The sequence below is a fragment of the Vreelandella titanicae BH1 genome, from assembly GCF_000336575.1.
GTDB lineage: Bacteria > Pseudomonadota > Gammaproteobacteria > Pseudomonadales > Halomonadaceae > Vreelandella > Vreelandella titanicae.
The window spans coordinates 656,213-680,345 of the sequence record NZ_AOPO01000001.1 but is presented as its reverse complement, the minus strand read 5'-3'; the positions used below and the strand labels follow the sequence as shown (position 1 = coordinate 680,345).

The following is a 24,133-nucleotide window of genomic DNA, read 5'->3' as shown; positions in this document are numbered from 1 at the left end:
CATATTCTTAAAAAGAATAAAAATGATTAAATATGTTGCCAGCAAGTCTAAGCAAAGGGTGGTATATCTGTTAAGCGAATTATATTGATAACGGTTATCTGAAAAATAGATATAGATCAAATAAAGGTCAGACTCTATGCACTACACCCTGCGGCAGTTGGAAGTCTTTGTGGCGGTTGCTCAGCATGAGAGCGTCTCCCATGCGGCGCGGGCGCTGGCCATGTCTCAGTCGGCAACCAGCACGGCGCTTGCGGAGCTTGAGCGGCAGTTCGACTGCCAACTGCTGGATCGGATTGGTAAACGCTTAAAACTTAACGCACTGGGTTTTCAGCTGTTGCCCAAAGCGGTGGCGCTGCTGGATCGCGGCGAAGAGATTGAAGAGCTTCTACGTGGCCAGAAAGGGGTTGGGTCGCTGGATGTAGGGGCTACGCTGACCATTGGCAACTACCTGGCCACGCTGCTGATCAGCGATTTTATGCAGCGCCACCCCGGTAGCCGGGTGCGCTTGGCAGTGCGCAATACGCGCCATATTATCGAAGGCGTGCGCCAGCACTCGCTGGATTTAGGCTTGATCGAGGGGCAGTGCGACGATGACATGATCATCAGCCAACCCTGGGTGGAAGATGAGCTGTGCGTGTTTTGCTCGCCGCGACACCCACTGGCAGGCCGCGAGCACCTTGAACTTGAACAGCTGCTGCGTGAGGACTGGATTATGCGCGAAGAGGGCTCTGGCACCCGCATGACTCTGGAGCATGCCGCGCGCCACCGCCGCAGCCGGTTTAACACCCTGCTAGAGCTAGAGCATACGGAAGGTATTAAGCGTGCCGTGGAGTCAGGGCTGGGGATTGGCTGTGTCTCGCGCCTGGCACTGCGAGATGCCTTCCGGCGCGGCAGCTTGGTGCCGCTGCCTACGCCGGAGTTGGATCTAAAGCGTCAGTTTACGTTTATTTGGCACCGGCATAAATACCTCACCACCGGCGTGCGCGAATTCCTGCGTCTGTGCCGTGAAATGACTGCCGGGGCCAAGCGCAGTGATGATATAGCGCTACCGCCGATTCCTTAATTCCTCAGAACGATGGCAACGCTTGGGTGGACTTTAACGTGAGCGGAGCCGGTGGGTGTTGAGACAGCTTGAAGCTGCCTATGGTGACCGCTAAATGGTCGGCCTGCTCTTTCAACTGCTCAGCAGCGGTCGTGGACTCTTCCACCATGGCCGCGTTCTCCTGAGTCATGCGATCCAGCTCTGCAACAGCGATGTTGACTTGATTAATGCCCTCGCTTTGCTCGCTGGTGGCCGCATTGATCTCTTCGAGGACATCGGTCACACGGGTAATGTGCGCGACGATATCCTGCATGGTGGCGCCAGCGTTGCGCACGAGCGTGGTGCCGTTATTGACCTTGCTTTGGGAATCTTCAATCAGTTTCTGGATATCGTTGGCCGCTTCACTGCTGCGCCCGGCCAGCTTACGTACCTCATCGGCCACCACGGCAAAGCCGCGACCATGCTCACCCGCCCGGGCGGCTTCCACTGAGGCGTTGAGCGCCAGCAGGTTGGTCTGGAACGAGATGCTGTTCATTAAGGTGACGATTTCACCGATCTTATCCGACGCGTGAGTAATGTCTTCCATGGTGGTCACGACGTTTGCGACAACCTTCCCGCCTTCGTTGGCGACCTCTGAGGCGGTCTGAGAAAGCTTGTTGGCTTCTTTGGCGGACGCCGCCGTGTGTTGAACCGTACTGGTAATCTCTTCAATCGAAGCAGACGTTTGCTGCAGGCTAGCGGCGGCGTTATCGGTGCGACGGGATAAATCCTGGCCACCCATCGCGATCTCATTGGCAGCGTGGTGAACCGACTCGCTGCTGGTGCGTACATCGATTAATACCGCTTCCATTTTGCTCACGAAGCGGTTGAAGGCGCCGCTTATCTGGGCTACTTCATCGCGGCCTTGCTCCGGTAGTCGGCGGGTCAGGTCGCCCTCGCCGCTAGCGATGTCATCTAGGGCATCCCGTGCCCGTTCGAGACCGGCGAAGGTTCGTTTGAGCCATAGGCTGAGCAACAGAGCCGTCACGGCGATAATAACCAGCAGCGTGATCAGTGAAGAGTGGAGAATGGCGCGCAGGCCGGCAGTCGCTTCATATTCATCTAGCGCCACGCCAAGTTCCCAATCGGTACCGGCGATGGGGGAGGCCGATAGCCGTTTGGTTTGGCCGTCGACCTGGATAGGCTCCCAGGCGTCTCTTGTAGCGCTCAACCGTTCGAGAACGGCAGGGGTCAAGGTCTCGCTGACCTGGCTCAAGGGTTTGAGCGTCAGCGCTGTATCAGGATGCGCGATCAGCGTCTCGCCGCCACTGCTCAGAAAAGCGAAACTCGAGGGCGTTGGTTGAATAGCGTTGACCTGATTGACCAGATTATCGATCGCTACATCTCCGCCGACCACGCCATACAGGCGACCCTCACGCTTGACCGGTGTAGCGAAGGTAACCACCAAGCGATTGCTGTTGGCATCCACATAGGGCAGCGAGACGATAGTGCTATCCTCATCCATAGCTGCCTGGTACCAGTCGCGCTGGCGTGGGTCATAGTCATTGGGTGGTATCCAGCCATCGGAAGAAAGATGGCTGCCATCGGTTTGGCCATAAAAGGCCGCTATGAATCCGCCTGAATCGGCTAACTGTTTTAGCGGCTCAAGAGGAGCATTATCGAGCACGGGCGCGCGAGCAGCTTCCAACATAGCGGCACGGGCAGATACCCATTCCTCAATGGCCAGGGCGTTACCCTGTACGATGGAGGCCTGTTGCCGAGTTATCTGCTGCTCATTGTGAGCCTGCAAGGTCAGATAGCTTACGGAGGCGTTGATGATCAGAGCCAGTGTGATGACCACCAACGTGATCATCAGGATGCGCAAGCGTAGGGACGACAGCATTAAGAAAGTCTCGCTATTCAGGGAAAATAAGGTCAGACGTTGACCGCTTGGTAAGTAATATCTGCTGTCATGCTATCGGCACCGATAGATACAACTTTAGGCGTATGCGTCAGTTCGTGTAGCTAGAGGTTCGCAAGGGAAAAGATACGCGCTGGAGTAAACCGAATTAACGTGGGATGGATAACGGAGTAGGGGCCTCAAAAAGAGGCCCCTATAGGTAGGATATAGCGCTGCCGCCGATTCCTTAAGCGTTTATCGCTCAGTCAATTCGGGAGCAGGCAACTGATGGTTGCTAGGGGCGTTTTTTGGCTCAAGTGTAAAGCCGCCTACCAGCGCAGCGAGCCTATCCGCCTGATCGTTTAGCTGTTCAGCGGCGGTCGTCGACTCCTCCACAAGCGCGGCGTTTTGCTGGGTCATTTGGTCTAGGTCGGTGACGGCAATGCTCACCTGGCTAATGCCCTCGCTTTGTTCTCGAGCGGCCGTACTGATATCTCCCAACATTTGCGTTACCCGCGTGACGCTTTCTGCTAATTCGTGCATTGCCGACTCCGCATCTCGAACCATTTGGGTACCGCTTTCAACCTTGCCAGCCGAAGTATTAATACGCTGGCGGATATCCTTGGCGGCTTCGCTACTGCGAGAGGCTAATTTGCGAACTTCGTCGGCGACCACGGCAAACCCACGACCGTGTTCGCCAGCCCGGGCGGCTTCCACAGAAGCATTCAGGGCAAGCAGGTTAGTCTGAAAGGCGATGCCGTCGATGACGGTCACGATGGCCTGAATTTCATCGGAATTGGATCGAATATCATCCATCGTTGCCACGACTTGCTCAAACGCGCTGTCGGTACGCGAGGCTAACTGCGAGGCGGTTTGTGAAAGCCCACTGGCTTCTTGCGAGGCGTGAGTGGTATGGCTAACGGTGCTGCTGATTTCTTCCATCGCAGAGGAGGTTTGCTGCAGGCTGGCAGCGGCCTGTTCAGTGCGCCGTGAGAGGTCGTGGCCACCTTGAGTAATTTCATTAGCCGCGTGGTTGACGGCTTCACTACTACGGCGCACATCCAGCAGAATAACCTGAATTTTTTCTGCAAAGGCATTGAACTGCTCAGCTACCGCGGCACTTTCATCTCGCCCATGCACCGGTAGACGTTGGGTAAGGTCACCATGGCCTGAAGCAATCTCTGCCATGCGGCTTGCAAGCCGCTTAAGAGGCCGTGCGATTCGCCCGCCAATCCACCATAGCGCTGCCACCCCCAATGCTGCCAGAAGTAGCCCTACTACCGTCATGCCCAGCGTATTTTGCTGGCGCTGCTCGCTGAGAACTGCTTGCAGCTCGCCTAACTCCGCAAGCGCTACGTCTTCAGGGAGCTGGAGTACCAACACCCAGGGGAGGCGAGTATCGCCAATGGTAATAGGCTGATAGCGCTGCAGTAGACCATCGTTAACGCTGCTTTGCAGGCTACCTTGCTCTGATGCCTCTCGGATGCCCGCGAGAATTGTACTGCTAAGGGAGTCACTGGCAGGCGAGCCCAGACTCTCTACGCCTGCCGTGTCGGCGACTAGCCCCCCACTTCCCGCGACGAGAGCCATGCGCCCAGCGCCTTCGTATAGCGCTTGGTTGGCATCGCTTAGCAGGGTTTGGATAAAGTTAAGGGAGAGGTCTACCCCCGCAACGCCACGAAACTCGCCATCCACCAAAATGGGGGCGTTAAACGAAGTGACCAGTTGCGTCTCGCCGCCATAGTCATAAGCCGCCGGATCGATAATGCAGGGAACTAGGGTTTCACGAGGGCAAAGATAGTATTCGCCTTCCCGAACGCCGCTGGGAAGGCGTTCTTCACTCTCCATGGTATCTCCCAGCGGCAGCACTTCTAGCGTTTCATCCTCGGTGCGGTACCACCAGGGCATAAAGCGACCGCTACCGTCATGGCCATAGCGCTCATCTCCTGCATATCGTGCGTCGTCACCAAACGCATTGGGCTCCCAGCCGATAAATGCATCCAGCAGTGTCGGGTTGTCGGCCACAGTTTGGCGCACTAAGTTAGATAGTTCGCGGCGGTTCAGGTAAAGCGAGCGGCGCCCCTCTTCATCCTCCATACCCATCAAAGCATTAGTAGTCGCCAATTGATTGGCGATAGTCATGGCATTGTTGAGTTCGCGCTGAATACGCCCGCCCTCTGCTTCGGCAATGGCATCCAAGCGCGCATTCAATGCACTTTCCATCAATGCGCCGGTATGCTCATTCACCGTTTGCTGGGTGCGGGCCGCGGCGACCAAGTTATAGATGACTAGCGCAGCCACAATCGCGAGCAAGCAAGGGCCCGCAAGTGCGACGACAAAAGAGCGTAACGAACGAAAATGCATAGCGTTACCCCTTAAGTAATGTGATGGCGGCGGTTGTCATGTGCTTGGTACTGCACTTGCAGGGCAGGTGCCGCGGCGTGAGACAGCTTAAAACTACTGATAGTGCCTGCCAGATGATCGGCCTGTTCTTTTAGCTGCTCGGCGGCGGTCGTGGACTCTTCCACCATGGCCGCGTTTTCCTGAGTCATGCGATCCAGTTCTGCGACGGCAATGTTGACCTGATTGATGCCATCGCTTTGCTCGCTGGTGGCCGCATTGATCTCCTCCAAAACATCGGTAACGCGGGTAATATGCGCGACGATGTCTTGCATGGTAGATCCCGCATTACGCACTAAAGTGGTGCCATTGTTAACCTTGGTTTGAGAGTCCTCAATCAGCTTTTGAATATCGTTGGCGGCATCACTGCTACGCCCAGCCAGCTTGCGTACTTCGTCGGCCACCACGGCAAAACCACGGCCATGCTCGCCAGCGCGGGCAGCTTCCACCGACGCGTTAAGCGCCAGCAGGTTGGTCTGGAAAGAGATGCTGTTCATTAACGTGACGATTTCACCGATTTTATCGGAGGCGTGGGTAATGTCTTCCATGGTGGTAACCACATTTGCTACAACCTTCCCACCTTCGTTGGCTACCTCTGAGGCGGTTTGGGAGAGCTTGTTGGCTTCTTTTGCGGATGCAGCCGTGTGTTGAACCGTGCTGGTGATTTCCTCGATCGATGCAGAGGTCTGCTGCAGGCTAGCGGCAGCGTTATCGGTGCGACGGGATAAGTCCTGACCACCCATGGCGATCTCATTGGCCGCGTGGTGAACAGATTCACTGCTGGTGCGTACATCAATTAATACGGCCTCCATTTTACCTACGAAACGGTTGAAGGCCTTGGCAATTTGAGTGACTTCATCATTACCCTCTTCGGGCAAGCGTCGGGTTAAATCGCCCTCTCCCGATGCGATATCATCCATCGCATTACGAACTCCCAGCAAGCGGCGTAGCAGCAGAGAAAGCAGCAAACCGAAGACCACTGCCGTGATTGCGGCCACAATCAGCAGCGTGACTATCGATGTAGTGGCGATGGCGCGCAGGCCCGCTGTTGCCTCGTGTTCGTCCAGTGCCACAATCAACTGCCAGCCACTGCTACCACCCACGTTATTGCCCATCAGCAACGTATCGCTGTTTTGCAGTGAAAGCGATTGGGGTTCATCGGCTTGGGCGATTTCGCTAAGCCGGGTGTTGGTCAGTTCATCGCTCAAACGTGTGGAAGGTTCGAGCGTCATGTCAGCGTCAGGATGCGCGATCAGGGTGCCGTCTTCAGTGGTTAAAAAGCCGAAACTGGACGGCGTAGGGGCAATGCCGGTAACAATTTCGATCACATCCTCAATAGTAATATCCGCACCAATGACTGCGGCCAGCTGCCCATTACGGTAGAAAGGGCGTGCAAAGGTAACGATTAAGCCCCCGTTTGGGCATCAGTGTAAGGTGCCGTAATAATGGTCTCTTGCGCTTCGGCTGCGCCTTGGTACCAGGGCCGCTGACGCGGGTCGTAATCGCTGGGGGGCTGCCATCCATCGGAAAAAATAGCGTCTGGTGTGGAAGGATAAGCAATGTAGGCTGTCATAAAGCTGCCTGAGCCAGCCAGTTGTCGAAGTGCGGCAAGTGGCTCATCGCTATTGGCTGCATCATCCATGCTGGAAAGCATGGTATAGCGTGCGTTAAACCACTCGTTGATAGCTTGCGTATTACCGTTAACCACGGCGCTAAGATTGCGCGTTATTTGCTGGCTATTATGGTGTTTTACGGTGGTGTAACTGGCAACGCCGTTAATCACCAGGGCGAGGGTAATCGCCACTAATGCGGCCAATAGGATGCGTGCTCGGAGGGTAGATAGCATGGTCGCTCTCGACGTAGAAGTGCATGTCAGTACTCAGGGGGAGGTACCGTTTATAATGTCTTCTAGGCTATCGGCGAGAGCGACCCTTTCTTTAGTCTTACATGGGCTTTAAGTTTTGGATATTACTAGCGTAAATCACTAACTGCTTGTTGAATATCGGCCATTGAAGCTTTACTTAGATCTTTTGATAGGGAATGAATCACCAGCTTTTGGGTAGGGGCATCGAGTTTATCGCGTAAAAGCCCTAAAAATTTAGGTGGCGCCACCATAATGAGCTTCTTCATACTGTTGCCTACTCGAGCACTATAAAGTCGCTGAGCGACCTCTTTCGCAAACAACTCGTTTTCGTGCTTAGTAGCCGTTCCCTCTTCGCCAGCCGAGCGAGAGGTAGTGGACATCGACTCATGCACATCGCCTCGACCGTCGGTGACCAAGTCACCTTCGTGTAGACGTCCTTCAGCGTGAACCATGCTTTCTTGCTCTGCCAACGTTAAGGCATCTCGGGTAAAAATGCGTGCGCGAGCGGCGTCGGCTACCACGATATAGGTTGTCATCGCTGTGCATACTCCATGTCGTTGATGGTCATCTAACCATGGCAAGCGTTTGGCGTTAGGTCAAACACAGCAAACGTCACCTGTATCAGGACAGAGCCCCATGACTACTGAGCAACGAAACATAAAAAAACATTGGCGCAACCGCTATTTATTCATGCGCCACGGCCATAGTCAGGCTAATCAACAGAGGGTGATTGTCAGCTCGCCGGGGCGCGGGGTGGAAAACTTTGGTCTCTCCGAGCATGGTGAGCAACAGCTTGCCCAGCTCGTTGCCGACTGGCAGTGGCCTGTGCCGACCCGCGTGGTGCATTCAGACTTTTTACGTACCACCCAAACCGCTGCCCATGTGGCGGCCAGGTTCGAGTTGGTACCCAGCGTGGATACGCGCTTGCGGGAACGAAATTTTGGCGAACTAGAGGGGTTGGGGGACGAGCACTATCCCAGTGTATGGGCGTTAGATGCCGAGGATGCTGAACACCAGCACCATGGAGTAGAAGCGTTGAGCCGGGTGGCGAGCCGTATGCAGGCGGTGATCGGTGATTGGGAACAACAGGTAAGCGGGGAAGTCATTCTGCTCGTCAGTCACGGTGATCCGCTGCAAATTCTGCTGACTGCCCTGGCCGGGAAACCGCTGACGTCCCACCGTGAGCAAACCCCGTTAGCACCCGCTAGCATTACTCTTTATGGGCATGGCGTGTAATCCACTAAAAGCTGTGTGGTAGTCTCTAAGAAAAGTAAAGAGAACCTGCTATGCCTGCTCCTTTTTCGCCGGATGCGCCGAGCCTGCTGAATGCCCTTGCTGTGGGCAGCCGCGCGCTCATCGACGCGCACTTTTGGAGTGAGGGCGTCGATCAGCTATTGGCGGCGCTAGGGGAAGCGTCGGGTGTCAATCGGGTGTGGATATTTCAAACCATAGAGCGCAACCCAAACGGTGTCTTGCAGGATTTTGTTTTTGAGTGGGCATCTTCATCGCACTATCGTGAGCGAACGCAAAAACGCTTTCGCTTTTTTACCACGCTGATCGACGATCCCGAGTATGAGGAAATGGTCAATCGTCGGGAGCGTGGTGACTCGCACACCTGTATTACCTCGCAGGTGGATTTGGGGTCGCTGCGCGACAATTTGGAAAGCCAGTCGATTTTATCGATGGTGACCGTTCCGATTATGGTGGATGGTCAGTGGTGGGGCACTTTGGGCTTCGATGACTGTGAGCGTGAAGTTGACTGGGAGGGAGCGGGGTTGCAGGCGCTAGTGATCGGCGCTGAACTGATCGCTTCGGCTATTTATCGTCAGCAGCTTACCTGCAGGCAGCGGCAGGTTGATCTGCTGCAGCAGGTCGCCGCCTGCGGCACCTGGGAGATTAATACTCGCAGTGGCGCAACCTGGTGCTCTTCGGCGTTGCTGCTTTCGCTGGGTTATCCTGGCGATTATGCAAGGCTCCCATTGCGCCGCTTACTGGCTCACGCCATGCCCACTGACCGCTTACGGGTGTTTGGTTTGATCCGCGAGTGCCAACAGCGGCTGCAAACCCAATGCCGCATTGATGTTCAGCTCAGGGTCGCATCCGGGCAATGGCGTTGGCATGAGCTGGTGATGGAAAGCTACTACTCCGATGATGGCTATTTAGCGCGTATCGGCGGCCTAGTCATCGATATTAGTCAACGTAAAAAAAGCGAAGAGCAGGCCTGGGCGGCGGCGGAGTTTGACGCCTTGACCGGCACACGCAACCGACGTGGCTTGGCTAATCACTTAGCACAACTCAATGAGCAAGCTGAAGCGGCAGCCTATTATTTGCTGATGATTGATATTGATTACTTCAAACATATCAATGATCGCTACGGTCACCCCGCGGGGGATACGCTGCTGGTGGAGATGGCAAAGCGAGTACACGAGGCCCTGCGGCCCGAGGATTGTCTGGCAAGGTTCGGCGGTGAAGAGTTTGCTGTTACGGCGGGTGATTTATCGCACCAACAGGTAGTCCAGCTGGGTGAGCGTATTCGCCAACGAGTAGCCCAGCAACCGTTTTACCTGACGGCGGGTGATTCGCAAGTGCCGATGATGGTGACACTCACCGTCAGCGTGGGGATTGCACCTCTGGCGCTCACCAGTGATTTAGACCACAGTCAGGCAGTAGCCGTTGCCCAGGCCGACCAAGCGCTCTATGCCGCCAAAGAGGCGGGGCGAAATCGCGTTGTGGCTCACTGGCAGCCGTGATGACGACGACTGATGAGGTTTATTGCTGCGACGGTGGAATCCAGGCAATCATATCGACTTCCACATCAGCGCCTCCAGCCAAGCCGGTTACCCCGATACAGGTGCGGGTGGGTAGAGGCTGGGGAAAGTAACTGGCGTAGACCTTATTCACTTCGTCGAAGTGGCCCATATTGGTAATGAACACCCGGGACTGCACCACATATTCGAAGGCACTTCCGACTTCTTCCAGCACAATCGCCAGGTTCTGCATTACCCGATGAGTCTGTTCGGTGAAGGTGCCCAAAAGCATCTCGTTGGTCTCTGGCACCGTCGGCATTTGGCCAGTGATAAAGACCAGATCACCTACGCGGCAGGCGTGGGAAAAAGGCGCAATCGGTTGCGGGGCGCGGTCGATAAACAGCTTTTCAATCATGTTTTTATCCTTTTTTAATGTTTTTAAAACATCATGGGCCTCAAGTGAGGCCCATGATGACGAACTTATCCACAGCTGCTTTGTCGCTGGGGCTGTGTATTAATGCCCCAGAATCTGGCTTAAGAACAGCTGGGTACGTTCAGACTGCGGGTTGTTGAAGAACGGCTCTGGCGCGTTCTCTTCAATGATTTGCCCCTGATCCATAAAGATCACCCGGTCGGCGACGGTTTTGGCGAAGCCCATTTCGTGGGTCACGCAGATCATGGTCATGCCCTCTTCCGCCAGTTCCACCATAACGTCCAGCACCTCTTTGATCATCTCGGGGTCGAGGGCGGAGGTGGGCTCGTCAAACAGCATCACGTCGGGGTGCATGCACAGCGAGCGGGCAATCGCTACACGCTGCTGCTGACCGCCCGAGAGTTGCCCCGGGTACTTAGTTGCCTGCTCGGCAATGCGCACCCGTTCTAGGTACTCCATGGCTAGCGCTTCGGCCTCTTTGCGCGGCTTCTTTTGTACCCACATTGGCGCAATACAGCAGTTTTCCAGCACTGATAAATGCGGGAACAGATTGAAGTGCTGAAACACCATGCCGACGCTGCGACGAATCTGCTCAATGCGTTTGACGTCTTGGGTCAGCGGTAGACCGCCCACCACAATTTCACCTTTTTGGTGCTCTTCAAGGTGGTTAATGCAGCGAATTAGCGTTGATTTACCCGAACCTGATGGGCCGCAAACCACGATACGTTCGCCGCGTTTTACCTCAAGGTAGATATCCCGCAGTACGTGAAAATCGCCGTACCACTTGTTAACGTTGTGCATCTCGACCATCAGGTCAGAAGCACTGGTGTCAGAGGTGTTGGTGGCTGCTTGTGTCATGTTGAAATCCTACTTAAAACGTAATGAGATGCGGCGCTCGTATTTAAACTCGAACTAGTGCTTATGGCCGGTGTTTAGCTTGCGCTCCAAGTACTGGCTGTAGCGCGACATGCTGAAACAGAATATCCAGAACACGAACGCGGCAAATACATAGCCCTCTACCGAGAAGCCCAGCCAGCGCGAGTCGGAAAGCGCCGCTTGCACAATGCCCAACAGGTCAAACAGCCCGATGATCATGACCAGGGTGGTGTCTTTAAACAGTGAGATAAACGTATTGACGATGCCAGGAATCATCATTTTCAGTGCCTGAGGCATCACGATTAGCCCCATGCGCTTCCAATACGTCATCCCCAGTGCCGCGGCGGCCTCATCTTGCCCTTTGGGAATCGCCTGCAAACCACCGCGAATAACCTCGGCCATATAGGCACTTTGGAACAGCGTCAGGCCGATTAGCGCACGTATAAGGCGATCCACGTTAAGTTCAGACGGCAGGAACAGCGGCAGCATCACCGAGGCCATAAACAGAATGGTGATTAGCGGCACACCGCGCCAAAACTCGATAAAAATCACGCAGAAGGTTTTGACGATGGGCATGTTCGAGCGTCGCCCAAGGGCTAATACAATGCCAATAGGCAGTGCGCCAATCATCCCCACGCTAGCCAGTAGCAGCGTCAGCATCAAACCGCCCCAGCGGTGGGTGGAGACACGCGGTAGATCAAAGTAGCCGCCGTGTAGCAGCACGTAGGCGATCACCGGGAAGATCAGCAGCGCAAACAGTGTCATCCAGCGCTTAAACGGCAGGCGCGGAATGACCATCCAGGCAATAATGCCCGCGAACATGGCAAACACGATGTTGGCGCGCCAATACTCCTCACTCGGGTAGAGGCCGTACATAAACTGGGAAAAGCGTGCGTTAACGAATACCCAGCAGGCGCCCACCCGTGTGCAGTCTTCGCGGCTGTCGCCCACCCAGTTGGCATCAATAAATGCCCACTGAACCGTTGGCACCACGAGTAGATAGAGCACGTACAGGCCCAGTAGCGTGAAGATGCTATTGATAGGGCCGTTGAACAGATTGCCGCGTAGCCAGGCAACCGGCCCAATGGTGCCTTTAGGCGCCGGGCGCTGAGGTATGGTTTCTTTATTGTGAATCATGGGGTCGCCTCCGGCCTAGCGTTCGACCAGCGCAACGCGAGCGTTGAACCAGTTCATGAACATGGACACCAGCAAGCTGATGATCAGATAAACCGCCATGGTCATGGCAATGACTTCGATTGCCTGACCGGTCTGGTTGAGCGTGGTGCCGGCAAAAACCGATACCAGGTCGGGGTAGCCGATGGCGGTGGCCAGTGACGAGTTTTTAATCAGGTTGAGGTATTGGCTGGTGAGTGGCGGAATAATGACGCGCATAGCCTGGGGAATGATGATTAGGCGCAGCACTAGCTTGCGCGGCAAGCTCAATGCCTGGGCGGCTTCCGTTTGGCCATGGGGGATGGCTTGGATGCCCGAGCGCACAATCTCCGCAATGAAGGACGCGGTATAGATAGACAGCGCCAGCCACAGAGCCAAAAATTCAGGGATAATGGTGATACCACCGCCGAAGTTAAAGCCGCGCAGTACCGGCATCTCCCAGGTCACCGGTACACCGGTAGCGACCAGTACCAGCAGCGGTAGGCCAAAGATAATCACCAGCGACATCCAGAAAACCGGCAGGCGCTTGCCGGTGGCTTCGTGGCGGCGCTTGTTCCACATGACCAGTGCGATGCTGGCAATAATGGCCACCACGAAGGTAGCTGGGATAAGACCAAACCCTGACTCGAACAGCGGTTGAGGCAGGTACAGCCCGCGCACGTTCAGGAAAATGGCTTCGCCAAAGGCCATGCTCTCTCTAGCGCTGGGTAACGTCCGCAGTACAGCAAAGTACCAGAAGAAAATTTGCAGCAGCAGCGGGATATTACGAAACGTTTCGATATAAGCGTTAGCTAGCCGGGCGATCAACCAATTGGGCGATAGCCGCGCAATACCGACGATAAAACCAATAATCGAGGCAGCTAACACCCCCAATCCACCGACTAGCAGCGTATTGAGCAAGCCAATCACAAAAGTGCGGCCGTAGGTACTTTGGGAGGAGTACTCGATTAAGCTTTGACCAATACCAAAGCCGGCTGTGTTGCCCAGGAAGCCAAAGCCAGTGGTAATGCCGCGAGCATTCAGGTTGGCTTGGGTATTGCCGATAATATAGATCAGGAAAGCCGCGACAACGGCGACCAATATAAGCTGAAAAATAAGTGCGCGCTTAGCGCGGTCTCGCCAAAACGGCGGCTTGTGGCCAGCGGGGCGAACGTTAGGTCTTACAGACATGGATGGCGTCTCCGCTACACGGAAGGTCAATCAAATGGCCCGCCACGACCTTTAAACAGATACCTGTGAAGAGGGCGGCGGGCCGGGGTCAAGCGAGACGCTTAGCGAATCGGGGGAGCGTACTGGAAACCACCGTCGGTCCACAGGGCGTTAACACCGCGCTCAATTTCCAGCGGCGAGCCCATGCCCACGTTGCGGTCGAAGCTTTCAGCGTAGTTACCCACTTGGCTAATAATGTTGTAGGCCCAATCTGCTTCTAGGTTCATGCCTTCACCGTAGTTGCCGTCTTGGCCTAGCAAGCGAGCGATGTTGGGGTCTTCAGAGTTAAGCATTTCTTCAGCGTTTTCACTGGTGACGCCGTACTCTTCGGCGTTAATCATGGCGAACAGCGACCATTTCACAATGTTGAACCAAAGATCGTCACCCTGACGAACCACAGGGCCTAGTGGCTCTTTGGAGATAACGTCAGACAGGATCATCGAGGCTGAAGGATCGTCTAGCTGAATACGTAGCGCCGCTAGCTGAGAGGTATCGGAGGTTAGCACGTCACAGCGGCCGGCCTGATAGCCACCCACGGTTTGCTCAGAGGTATCAAATACGATCGGGTTGAATTCCATGTCGTTAGCACGGAAGTAGTCAGCCAGGTTCAGCTCGGTAGTGGTGCCAGACTGAATGCAGATGGAGGCGCCGTCGAGTTCATCAGCACCGGTAATACCCAGGTCACGGGATACCATGAAGCCCTGACCATCATAGAATGTTACGCCGGTGAAGTTCAGGCCCAGGGTGGTATCGCGGGTAGTCGTCCAGGTGGTGTTACGTGAGAGAACATCAACTTCACCAGACTGCAGGGCGGTGAAGCGCTCTACGGCATTGAGTGAAATATAGTTGACGGCTTCTGAGTCGCCGAGCACCGCTGCCGCTACTGCGCGGCATACATCAACGTCGATACCTTGCCAGTTACCGTCGTCGTCCGGAGCTGAGAAGCCCGGCAAACCATCGCTCACACCACACTGAACGGCGCCACGCTCAATGGTATCTTCCAGGGTGTCGGCTTGAGCAGTTGCCATTCCCGCCAGGCTAAGTGAGCCAGCGGACGCCAGAAGCGCTAAGTGTTTTTTATTGAACATCTAGTTTCCCTCGAAGTTATTGGAATCAGCTACTGAAATCAGTTAATGAAACCAGTAGTTGAAATAGTTATGCATGCCGTAGCATGTCACTAAACCTAGCAAGGAAGATGCCAACAAGGGTACAGGCGTTAATTCAGCGCTTTTCAACGCTACTCAACGAATTCGAGACGAAGGTCTAGGTGCAAAAAAGGTTACCGCCCACCTCGCATTGCACCGTAATAGGGCAAGCTGAGGTGGGCGGTAACACGAAGGCAGGTATTAGGCGTGGTTTACTCGGCTGCGAATGCCTTGCGCATAAATGGCGGAAGGGCGAGCGCACCGCGATGGGCGTCAACGCTATAGTATTCAAGCGGCAAGTCGTGGTTGGTGGCTGCCTGCTCGCGGAACGTATTCACGTCGGTGGCTTTACCCGCCAATGTTACGCTCCACCAGCCTGAAGGATAAACCGGCTGCGGGAAGGGCAGCGTGGCAACGCTGTCAAAACCGGCTTTCAACATGTCGTTGCGCAGCTCTCGGATGATCGAGCCACTGTGGTAAAGCGGTGATTCGCTCTGCTGCACCATTACGCCGCCGCTTTTCAAAATACGGTGGCAGCGCTTGAGAAAATCGGTTTTAAACAGCCCTTCAGCGGGCCCAACCGGGTCGGTGGAGTCGATAATCAGCACATCGATGCTCTCATCAGGTGCATCGTCCACCCACTTGACGCCGTCGGCGAACAGCAGTTCAGCGCGGGGGTCGTTATTCGACGCTACCAACGACGGGAAGAAGCGCTCAGAGGCCTTGGTGACCTCTTCGTCGATATCAATTTGGGTAACTTTCTCGACACTCGGGTGGCGCAGCACCTCTTTTAAGGTGCCGCAGTCGCCACCGCCGATGATCACCACACGTTTGGGATCTTGGTGGGTAAACAGCGCCGGATGCGCAATCATCTCATGGTAGAGGAAGTTATCGCGATCAGTCAGCATCACGCAGCCGTCCAGCACCATTAGGTTGCCGTAGGTTTCGGTGGCGTAGACCTCTAGATGCTGGTATTGGCTCTGCACATCCAGCAGTTTTTCAGAGATCTTCAGTGAGAAAGCGCTGCCGTGGCTATCAAAGACTTCGGTAAACCATTGGTCGTCGCGTAAATCGCTCATCAATTGGCTCCTGAGTGCTGTGCATTTGTGTGCGTTGGAATATCGCGGTGATACTGCGGGCTTAATTCGTGCAGCGCCTCCATAAAGGCAGTGACGTTGTCGGGGTTGGTAAACTGGCTGATACCGTGGCCCAGGTTAAACACGTGGCCAGGGCCATGGCCGTAGCTTTCCAACACGCGGGCTACTTCAGCGCGGATAGCCGAGGGGCGGGCAAACAGAACGTTGGGATCAAGATTGCCCTGTAGCGCCACTTTGTGACCAACCCGGGCACGGGCATCGGAAAGCTCGGTAGACCAGTCGATCCCCAATGCATCGGCACCGGCGCAGGCGATATGCTCAAGCCACTGGCCGCCGTTTTTGGTGAAGAGAATCACCGGTACGCGGCGGCCGTCGTGTTCGCGGATCAGTCCCGAAACGATCTGCTCCATGTAGCGCAGCGAGAACTCAAGGTACGCAGGGGTAGAGAGTGCGCCACCCCAGGTATCAAAAATCTGCACCGCCTGGGCTCCCGCGCGAATTTGGGCGTTCAGGTAGTCAGTTACCGCATGCGCCAGCGTATCCAGCAACTGGTGCATGGTATCCGGGGTATCGTAAAGCATGGTTTTCAGATGGCGGAAGTCCTTGCTGGAGCCGCCCTCCACCATGTAAGTCGCCAGCGTCCAGGGGCTGCCTGAGAAGCCGATCAGCGGCATGCGGCCGTTCAGCTCACGACGAATGGTCGACACCGCACGCATCACGTAATCCAGGTCGCGCTCGGTGTCGGGCACGCTTAGAGCGGCGACTTCTTCCTGTGTACGCACGGTTTTGCGGAATTTTGGGCCTTCGCCGGTTTCAAAATAGAGCCCCAGGCCCATGGCATCTGGAATGGTCAGAATATCTGAAAACAGAATGGCTGCATCCAGCGGGTAACGCTCCAAGGGCTGTAGGGTGACTTCGCAGGCCAGGTCATGGTTGCGGCACAGATCCATAAAACTGCCCGCATCGGCCCGGCTGGCGCGGTATTCCGGCAGGTAGCGGCCCGCTTGACGCATCATCCACACCGGGGTGCGGTCGACGGGCTGGCGCGCTAGTGCGCGAAGAAAGCGATCATTTTGCAAAGGTGTAGTGGTCATAGACACTTGCTCTTAGGAAATTTGCCCGCATCGTATTGGAAACCGTACTTGGGAGCGTACTTGAAACCGTTTTGGGGATCGTATGAGGGCAATTGTACTTGAAGATAGGTGTTAGGGCGGCGTACTCGATGGCAAAAATCGTCGCACCCGGCCAATTTTTCTCCATTATTTAGTCGCCTTGTCAGCGTGAGGCGGGCGCCGCTTCCTGTTAGAATACTGACCCACTTTGCCAACACTGGTGTGGTTAACTGGTTTGGTCAATCAGCGAGGTAACCTGTGACCATTCGCTTCATTGCCGCTTCCCGGCTGCCCACGCCCTGGGCAACGTTTACTATGCATGGCTTCGAAGATGAGGCTACCGGCAAGGATCATATCGCCTTAACGTTGGGTGATGTGACCGGCGGCGAGCCGGTGTTGGGGCGGGTGCACTCCGAGTGTTTGACCGGTGACGCTCTCTTCTCCATGCGCTGCGACTGTGGCTATCAGCTCCAGGAAGCGCTAAAACGCATCGCTGAAGAGGGCCGCGGCGTGCTGTTTTACCTGCGCCAAGAGGGGCGGGGAATAGGCCTGTTAAACAAAATTCGTGCCTACCACCTGCAAGATCAAGGTGCTGATACGGTCGAGGCCAACGAGCAGCTCGGTTTTGGCGCCGACATGCGCCGCTATGATCTGTGCGTGCCGATGCTTAACCATTTGGGCATCACAGCGTTAAGGCTGATGACCAACAATCCGCGCAAGGTGGATGCCCTCACCCGCGACGGCGTGAATGTCGTCGAACGTTTGTCGATCACCACCGGCCTGAACCCTCATAACGAGCAGTATCTCTCAACCAAAGCGGGCAAGCTTGGCCATATGATGGCCCTGGATGACTTCACTCACGCCAGCGATGTGGATATTGAGCGCAAGGGGTGATACGAGTGGGGGATGGCATGCGAGGAGCGCTCCAGGATGAACGCCGTCAGTAAGGAGCAGTACAAGCAGTATAAACAGCAGCGTGAAAACCTTCCCGAAGAGCAGGGCGAATTCAGTGTATTCGAAGAGTGGCTGCACAGTATCACCCACGGTATCGGTGCTGTGCTCAGTTTGGTGGGAATGGTAGTACTGTTGGTTGCGGCGAGCTACGCCGCCCATGTCGACCCGTGGAAAATTGTCAGCCTGAGCCTGTACGGCACCACGCTAGTCCTGCTTTATACCGCCTCTACCCTTTACCACGGCATCCCTCATCGGCGCTGGAAGCAGCGCTTTCAGTTACTTGATCACTGCGCGATTTATTTACTCATCGCAGGTACTTACACGCCCTTTTTACTCGTCAATATGCGCGGCACTACAGGCTGGGTTTTGTTTGCCGCCGTGTGGTCGCTGGCGTTGGTGGGCATTGCCTGCATACTGCTATGGCCTCAACGTTTTTCGATATTACGTGTGGCGATTTATCTGCTCATGGGCTGGATGATCGTGCTGGCATCAGGAGAGATGGCGGCGAGTCTTTCAACGACCGGCATTGCCCTACTGGCCGCGGGAGGAATTACCTACACGCTAGGGGTGATCTTCTACGCCGTGCGTGCGATCCCCTACAACCATGCGATTTGGCATCTATTTGTAGTGGCTGGCAGCATCTGTCACTACTTTGCCGTTTATAGCGCCGTTCTACCGCACGTTTCAGCTGCTTAATGGTTAATCGCTCGACTTCGAATCATTGCCTGCTTGAACCCGCCTGTAAATTAGATGGTTTTTAAGGGGTTAAAAATACCTGTAACTCGCAGTTTCCCACTGTAGACTAAACGTTAAACTTAAGTTTTAGGATGTTGAGCCGACAGTAGTATCAGGTTTAGATGCAGACCTTGGTGTATTTAACGCCGTGCATCCTGAAAAAACACAGTGGGTTCGTATAATGATGTCTATTGCCACACCCAAAACGACATTCAATAAGCTTTTCCAACAAGAGGATTGTCATGAGCACTGTTAACAACGCCCACGACACGACGATGCCGTCGGTACTGGGCAAAAAAGACAGTACTGATGAGATGGTGCATCGCATAGGCCACTTAACGCGCCTACTGCGGGACAGCATGAAAGAGCTGGGCCTAGATCAGCAGATTAGCCAGGCGGCGCAGGCAATACCGGATGCTAATGACCGGCTCAACTACGTTGCCTCAATGACGGAGCAGGCCGCAGAGCGGGCATTGAATGCCGTTGAGCGCGCTCAACCGGTGCAAGACAGCCTTGAAGAAGAAGGCGCTGCGCTTAATGAGCGCTGGCAGGCGGCGGCAGCTAAGCTCGCGGCAGTAGAAGGTGATGCTAAGCTCGTCGAGGATACACAGAACTTTTTGAGCAGTAAGCTTCCCACCGCAACCGGGGCTACTCAAAAAGAGCTGCTTGAAATCATGATGGCCCAAGACTTTCAGGATCTCACCGGTCAGGTGATTAAGAAAATGATGGAAGTCATCAAGCTCATCGAAGAGCAGCTTGTTCAGGTGCTGGTCGATAATGTTCCTCACGTCACCGACGGCGTTAAGATGGAAGATGACCGCGATGAACATGCCAAGCTTCGTAACGGGCCGCAGGTGAACCAAAATAAGACGGATGTGGTGGCAGGGCAGGATCAAGTAGACGATTTGCTTGATGACCTTGGCTTTTAAGCAACGCCCGACTAGTTAAAAAACCGTTGCCACATACTGCCAGCAACGGTTTTTAAAGCGTTTAGATGTTGATTAACTCTCTGCTGCTGCCTGCTCTTTTTCGATTGCTCTAGCCATCGCGGCGCGCTGAATATGGCGTTCGCGATAGGCCAATAGCGGTTCGGGTAAGCGGTGCTTCATGCTGACCGCCCACGATAAGGTATGGGTTAAAAACAGATCCGCAAGGGTAAAGGTGTTACCCACCAAGTTTTCTTGCCCGTTGTAGCGGCGCTCCAGCGCGCTTAGCGCACGCTGAAACTCCCATGCGCAGACCGGCAAAATAGCGGGAACGCGTTTATCTGTGGGCAGGGCAAACTTATGCTTGGCTTGATTCCACAGTGGCTGCTCCATTTCGGTGACGATAAAGCTGAGCCACTGGTCGACCTGAGCGCGAGCGGCAGGGCTGCTGGGTAGGAGGGTGCCGTCGCCATATTGCTCCGCTAGATAACGGCAAATCGGCACTGATTCAAATAGCGATACTTCTCCATCTTCAAGAACTGGCACCTTGCCATCCGGGTGACGCGCCAAATGCGCGGCTGTTTGCCCCTCGCCTTTATCCAGCGCCACATGCTGGCACTGATACTCTAGGCCTAACTCTTCAAGTGTCCACGCTGCTCGTAGCGAGCGGGAGTGGGGGAATGTGTATAGCGTGATCATTACGGCTCCTTAGTACCCTTAATCTTCTCGTTGTTGTCTTTGCGACGGTTTTTTTCTAAATGTAGTAGAGGCCTAACAGGCTGCACTGCAACCTATAGAATTAAGCTTAAATGCCCCTGAATAAGCGCTGGTTATAAATGTCTTGGCGAGTTTCTATTAAGTGAATATCGGTAATGGTGGGGTGGAGAGGGTTAATGACGGCAATATTCTCCATTGCCCCGGGTACAGCACAGCTGGGAACTAGCAGCATCAGCGTATCGCAACGCTGCAGCCATGCAGTACCTAGTGTTTGAGTGCTTTCAGGGTAGGGGTAGTGGTGCCAATCGTCGGGTAACTGGTGCTGGGGCCAGATGTCCCTACCGGTATCGCCGGGGAGCTCGAAAATACCTAACCGGTAGTTGGCGGGTAGCAAGCGGGGAGAGGGCAGATAATTACCGAGTTCCAGCATCGCTACGCTTGCAGAGGTGCCGAAATAGACGACAGGGCTGCCTGGAGCGTTCCATCTTGCGCCATCCCGGTAGCTGGCGCCAAGGCCGCTTAAATTATTCATATAGCGTTCGGGAGCGATGCGGTATAGCTTCATTAGCTAAATTCACCGAACTCAATTTTACGCAGCGCTTCCCTCACTAACTGGCGACCTTCGAAAGTATCAAAAAGATTCAAAGGCGTCTCGCCCGCCAGCGCAGGAATCGGCGTATTTAGCCACTCATGGGCTTTAGCGGTATCGCCAAAAACAGTTTGAGCATGGTAAAGCACGCGCAACACATCCAGCACCTCTTCGCTGTCGGTGCGGCTTAGAGCTTTGCGATGGTAGAAGCGATGCAAATTGCCTGGCGTGGTTTCCAGCAGTCTGACAAACAGTTCACGATTATTGCCCATTGCCTGAATCGCTTGTTTTACCACGCTGCCTGGGACACCGACGCGCACCGCGTGAATAAAGGCGATCTTATCCGTCAGCACATTAACCGATACGCTAACGCCACTAACAGCTTGCTGGCTATTGGAATAATGTTCGAGCGCTTCCATAAGTACCTCCTTCGCTGAACGCTATAGAAGTATGCATCATTTTGATGATGGCTTTCCATCAAAATGTTTTCAGCGCTTTCTGAGCATCCTTTCTCTTTATCCCTCCCTCGCCTCGCGGATCCGCTCGTAGGCATTGCCGATTTCGCTGGTGCGTGCCTGTGCGATATCACGCATGCTCTCGGGCAGGCCTTTGCCGGCCAGTTTATCCGGGTGGTTTTGGCTCATCAGACGGCGGTAGGCTTTTTTGATTTCAGCATCGCTGGCGTCATCAGAAACCCCCAATACGCGGTAAGCGTCCTTGAGAGCCTCTTCGCTGGCGCCTTGAGAGTTCGCGGCCGCGCCGTGCAACATCGCTTCGATCTGCTGAACTTCGGCGTCGCTGCAGCCTACTCCCTGGGCGACACGTAGAATCATCTCGTGCTCGGCGGGGTGAAGCACGCCATCAGCAGCGATAGCCGTGAGCTGAACCTGGATAAATACCTGGCGCAGAACCGGCTGGCGCTGGGTTAAGCGGTTAACGTTGGCCAGCTCCGCCTCCAGATCAAAGTCATCGGCGCGGCCACGCTCGAAGGCGGCGCGAGCCTTGGCGCGCTGTTCGCCCTGGAGGTGCATTTGATCAAACAGCTTTTCGGCAACGTCCAACTCGCCGTCGGTCACTTTACCGTCGGCTTGGCATAAGCAGCCCATCACCGAGAAAATCGACTCCAAAAAGCCTTCCTGGATGCGCATCCGCGCGATATTCAGGCGGCGGCTAAGGCGCTTGCCTAGCCACCAGCCCAGGCCACCGCCAATCAGCAGCCCTACCGGGCCTCCAAACGCAAGGCCAATCAAGGCGAAAATAATAATTAGAAATAGCATATTAGTCTCAAAGTAATTTAAAAAATAATGGCTTATGGCAGTCGAGCGCGAATAGCCTGCTCAATGCCTTCGATATCCAGTTGACAGTCGGCAAGCAGTTGCGCGGGAGTGCCGTGCTCTACAAAGGCGTCCGGCAGGCCGAGATTGAGCACTTCCACCTGAACGCCTTCGGCGTGGAGCAGCTCATTCACGGCGCTACCTGCGCCACCGGCAACCACATTTTCTTCCAGTGTCACCAATAGTTCGTGCTCGTCGGCAGCGTGCAGCACCGCATCGCGATCCAGCGGTTTGATGGAGCGCATATTGATATGGGCTGCGTTGAGTCGTTCGGCGACTTCCGCTGCGGCGCTGTTGAGGCTGCCAAAGGCGAGCAGCGCAATACGCACACCATCGTTGTCGGCATGGCGGCGCACTTCCGCTTTGCCAATGGCGAGTGGCTCAAGATGCGCGGGAATTTCCGCACCTGGGCCGGTGCCACGGGGGTAGCGCACAGCAGCAGGACCAGGGTGGTGATAGGCGGCACTGAGCATGGCGCGGCACTCGGCTTCATCCGCCGGGGCCAGAACCACCATGCCGGGCACACAGCGCAGAAAGGAGAGATCCATGCTGCCGTGGTGCGTGGGGCCGTCTTCGCCCACCAGGCCCGCGCGATCAATGGCGAAAGTGACGTCCAGGTTCTGCACGGCAACGTCATGAATCAACTGGTCGTAGCCGCGCTGCAGAAAGGTGGAGTAAATCGCCACCACGGGTTTCATGCCTTCGCAGGCCATACCCGCCGCGAGCGTTACCGCATGCTGCTCAGCAATCGCCACATCGAAATAGCGCTGAGGGTACTCTTTTGAAAAGCGAATCAGGTCGGAGCCTTCGCGCATGGCGGGGGTAATGGCCATCAGGCGCTTGTCGCTTGCCGCCATATCGCACAGCCATTCGCCGAACACATTGCAGTATTTTTTCTTCGCGGGTGGCGGGGTAACCACCGGTTTCTTGACCGTAGTCGCGTTGGCTAGCGTTTCGGGTTTTTCCAGCTTAGTAATAGCGTGGTAGCCAATCTGATCCGCTTCGGCGGGCAGAAAGCCTTTGCCTTTCACCGTCTTGATATGCAGAAACTGCGGGCCGTCGAGGTCGCGCAGGTTTTCGATCGTATGGGTTAACGCGTCTAGGTCATGGCCATCAATGGGGCCTACGTAGTTAAAACCCATCTCTTCAAACAGCGTGGCGGGGCTGACCATGCCTTTCATGTGCCCTTCAGTGCGCCGGGCAAGTTCCAGGGCGCCGGGCAGGTGCGAAAGCACTTTTTTACTCTCTTCGCGTATTTTCAGGTAGGGCTTGCTGGAGAGCACCCGAGCTAGGTAGGTCGCCATGCCGCCGACGTTCTCGGAAATCGACATCTCGTTGTCGTTGAGCACTACCAATAGATTGGCATTCACGTGGCCAGCGTGGGCGAGGGCTTCAAAGGCCATGCCGGCGGTCAATGCGCCGTCGCCAATAATCGCGCACACGTGACGCTTATCGCCCTGTGCCTTCGCTGCCAGTGCCATACCCAATGCCGCCGAAATCGACGTGCTGGAGTGGCCGACGCCAAAGGTGTCGTACTCGGACTCGGCGCGGCGTGGAAATGCTGCCAGACCGCCGTGCTGGCGAATACTTAGCATGGCCTCGCGGCGGCCGGTGAGAATCTTGTGCGGGTAGGCCTGATGGCCCACGTCCCACACTAGTCGGTCGTGGGGCGTTTGGTAGACATGGTGCAGGGCAACGCTCAGCTCGACCACGCCGAGCCCAGCGCCAAAGTGACCGCCGGAAACACCCACGCTATAGAGCAGGTAGGCGCGTAGCTCGTCGGCCAGTTGGGCGAGCTGGGAGGCATTCATGGCCCGCAGCGCGGCGGGGTGGTCAAAGGAGTCGAGCAGCGGCGTCGTTGGGCGCTCGCGGGGGATTTCGTCGAACAGCTTCATGGGCAT

At 55.3% G+C, this 24,133-nt stretch carries 21 protein-coding genes and 1 pseudogene; 6 read left to right on the top strand and 16 right to left on the bottom strand.

Going from position 1 to position 24,133, the window contains the following annotated elements; genetic code table 11:
* Window positions 1-136 precede the first annotated feature (136 nt).
* Window positions 137-1,063 (top strand): LysR family transcriptional regulator, encoded by a 927-nt coding sequence (locus HALTITAN_RS02890; protein ID WP_009286188.1) that lies wholly within the window; start codon window positions 137-139, stop codon window positions 1,061-1,063.
* A 4-nt stretch (window positions 1,064-1,067) separates the two neighbouring features.
* Here the strand turns inward: HALTITAN_RS02890 and HALTITAN_RS02885 are convergent, their stop codons facing one another.
* The 4 genes and pseudogenes from HALTITAN_RS02885 to HALTITAN_RS02870 form a co-directional block, all read right to left on the bottom strand.
* A complete protein-coding gene (locus HALTITAN_RS02885; RefSeq protein ID WP_009286187.1) occupies window positions 1,068-2,924 on the bottom strand; it encodes a methyl-accepting chemotaxis protein in 1,857 nt (618 codons plus the stop codon).
* Between the two features lie 252 nt (window positions 2,925-3,176).
* On the bottom strand, window positions 3,177-5,285 hold the full coding sequence (locus HALTITAN_RS02880; protein ID WP_009286186.1) for a methyl-accepting chemotaxis protein: 2,109 nt from the start codon (window positions 5,283-5,285) through the stop codon (window positions 3,177-3,179).
* Window positions 5,286-5,296: 11 nt separating this feature from the next.
* Window positions 5,297-7,167 (bottom strand): annotated as a pseudogene (locus tag HALTITAN_RS02875) (methyl-accepting chemotaxis protein).
* A 125-nt stretch (window positions 7,168-7,292) separates the two neighbouring features.
* Entirely contained in the window at window positions 7,293-7,721 is a 429-nt protein-coding gene (locus tag HALTITAN_RS02870; RefSeq protein ID WP_022521305.1) for a host attachment protein, read from the bottom strand.
* 100 nt (window positions 7,722-7,821) lie between these two features.
* Here HALTITAN_RS02870 and HALTITAN_RS02865 point away from each other — a divergent pair, with 100 nt between their 5' ends.
* Window positions 7,822-8,421: a histidine phosphatase family protein gene (locus HALTITAN_RS02865; RefSeq protein ID WP_039857620.1), complete on the top strand. Its 600-nt coding sequence runs from the start codon at window positions 7,822-7,824 to the stop codon at window positions 8,419-8,421.
* A gap of 50 nt (window positions 8,422-8,471) precedes the next feature.
* Window positions 8,472-9,935 carry a sensor domain-containing diguanylate cyclase gene (locus HALTITAN_RS02860; protein WP_009286183.1) on the top strand — a complete coding sequence of 488 codons (1,464 nt, stop codon included), beginning with the start codon at window positions 8,472-8,474 and terminating at the stop codon, window positions 9,933-9,935.
* Window positions 9,936-9,954: 19 nt separating this feature from the next.
* On the opposite strand, the gene HALTITAN_RS02855 is transcribed toward HALTITAN_RS02860, so the two are convergent.
* The 7 genes from HALTITAN_RS02855 to hemE all read right to left on the bottom strand — a co-directional run bounded on the left by HALTITAN_RS02855 (window position 9,955) and on the right by hemE (window position 16,959).
* Entirely contained in the window at window positions 9,955-10,347 is a 393-nt protein-coding gene (locus HALTITAN_RS02855) for a RidA family protein (RefSeq protein ID WP_022521312.1), read from the bottom strand.
* Between the two features lie 99 nt (window positions 10,348-10,446).
* Complete coding sequence (locus HALTITAN_RS02850) at window positions 10,447-11,223, bottom strand: amino acid ABC transporter ATP-binding protein (protein ID WP_022521313.1); 777 nt, start codon at window positions 11,221-11,223, stop codon at window positions 10,447-10,449.
* A 54-nt stretch (window positions 11,224-11,277) separates the two neighbouring features.
* Window positions 11,278-12,378: an amino acid ABC transporter permease gene (locus HALTITAN_RS02845; RefSeq protein ID WP_009286182.1), complete on the bottom strand. Its 1,101-nt coding sequence runs from the start codon at window positions 12,376-12,378 to the stop codon at window positions 11,278-11,280.
* A gap of 15 nt (window positions 12,379-12,393) precedes the next feature.
* Complete coding sequence (locus HALTITAN_RS02840) at window positions 12,394-13,584, bottom strand: amino acid ABC transporter permease (RefSeq protein WP_022521314.1); 1,191 nt, start codon at window positions 13,582-13,584, stop codon at window positions 12,394-12,396.
* Window positions 13,585-13,685: 101 nt separating this feature from the next.
* On the bottom strand, window positions 13,686-14,711 hold the full coding sequence (locus HALTITAN_RS02835) for an amino acid ABC transporter substrate-binding protein (RefSeq protein ID WP_009286180.1): 1,026 nt from the start codon (window positions 14,709-14,711) through the stop codon (window positions 13,686-13,688).
* A 269-nt stretch (window positions 14,712-14,980) separates the two neighbouring features.
* Window positions 14,981-15,847 (bottom strand): polyamine aminopropyltransferase, encoded by an 867-nt coding sequence (gene speE, locus HALTITAN_RS02830; RefSeq protein ID WP_022521315.1) that lies wholly within the window; start codon window positions 15,845-15,847, stop codon window positions 14,981-14,983.
* The gene (hemE, locus tag HALTITAN_RS02825) at window positions 15,847-16,959 is read right to left on the bottom strand and encodes a uroporphyrinogen decarboxylase (protein ID WP_022521316.1); all 1,113 of its coding nucleotides are present in this window, start codon (window positions 16,957-16,959) and stop codon (window positions 15,847-15,849) included. Before hemE ends, speE begins: the two co-directional genes overlap by 1 nt.
* A gap of 276 nt (window positions 16,960-17,235) precedes the next feature.
* On the opposite strand from hemE, the gene ribA reads away from it, so the two are divergent.
* From ribA to cheZ, 3 genes are all read left to right on the top strand, one after another.
* Window positions 17,236-17,871 (top strand): GTP cyclohydrolase II, encoded by a 636-nt coding sequence (gene ribA, locus HALTITAN_RS02820; RefSeq protein ID WP_009286177.1) that lies wholly within the window; start codon window positions 17,236-17,238, stop codon window positions 17,869-17,871.
* Window positions 17,872-17,907: 36 nt separating this feature from the next.
* On the top strand, window positions 17,908-18,627 hold the full coding sequence (trhA, locus tag HALTITAN_RS02815) for a PAQR family membrane homeostasis protein TrhA (protein WP_022521317.1): 720 nt from the start codon (window positions 17,908-17,910) through the stop codon (window positions 18,625-18,627).
* Between the two features lie 281 nt (window positions 18,628-18,908).
* Window positions 18,909-19,595 (top strand): protein phosphatase CheZ, encoded by a 687-nt coding sequence (gene cheZ / locus HALTITAN_RS02810; protein WP_022521318.1) that lies wholly within the window; start codon window positions 18,909-18,911, stop codon window positions 19,593-19,595.
* Between the two features lie 72 nt (window positions 19,596-19,667).
* On the opposite strand, the gene HALTITAN_RS02805 is transcribed toward cheZ, so the two are convergent.
* The 5 genes from HALTITAN_RS02805 to dxs form a co-directional block, all read right to left on the bottom strand.
* Complete coding sequence (locus HALTITAN_RS02805; protein ID WP_022521319.1) at window positions 19,668-20,291, bottom strand: glutathione S-transferase family protein; 624 nt, start codon at window positions 20,289-20,291, stop codon at window positions 19,668-19,670.
* Window positions 20,292-20,397: 106 nt separating this feature from the next.
* On the bottom strand, window positions 20,398-20,874 hold the full coding sequence (locus HALTITAN_RS02800; RefSeq protein ID WP_039857616.1) for an RES family NAD+ phosphorylase: 477 nt from the start codon (window positions 20,872-20,874) through the stop codon (window positions 20,398-20,400).
* Window positions 20,874-21,317: an antitoxin Xre/MbcA/ParS toxin-binding domain-containing protein gene (locus HALTITAN_RS02795; protein ID WP_022521321.1), complete on the bottom strand. Its 444-nt coding sequence runs from the start codon at window positions 21,315-21,317 to the stop codon at window positions 20,874-20,876. Before HALTITAN_RS02795 ends, HALTITAN_RS02800 begins: the two co-directional genes overlap by 1 nt.
* 96 nt (window positions 21,318-21,413) lie before the next feature.
* Complete coding sequence (gene djlA, locus HALTITAN_RS02790; protein ID WP_039857614.1) at window positions 21,414-22,175, bottom strand: co-chaperone DjlA; 762 nt, start codon at window positions 22,173-22,175, stop codon at window positions 21,414-21,416.
* 32 nt (window positions 22,176-22,207) lie between these two features.
* Complete coding sequence (gene dxs / locus HALTITAN_RS02785; protein ID WP_009286174.1) at window positions 22,208-24,133, bottom strand: 1-deoxy-D-xylulose-5-phosphate synthase; 1,926 nt, start codon at window positions 24,131-24,133, stop codon at window positions 22,208-22,210.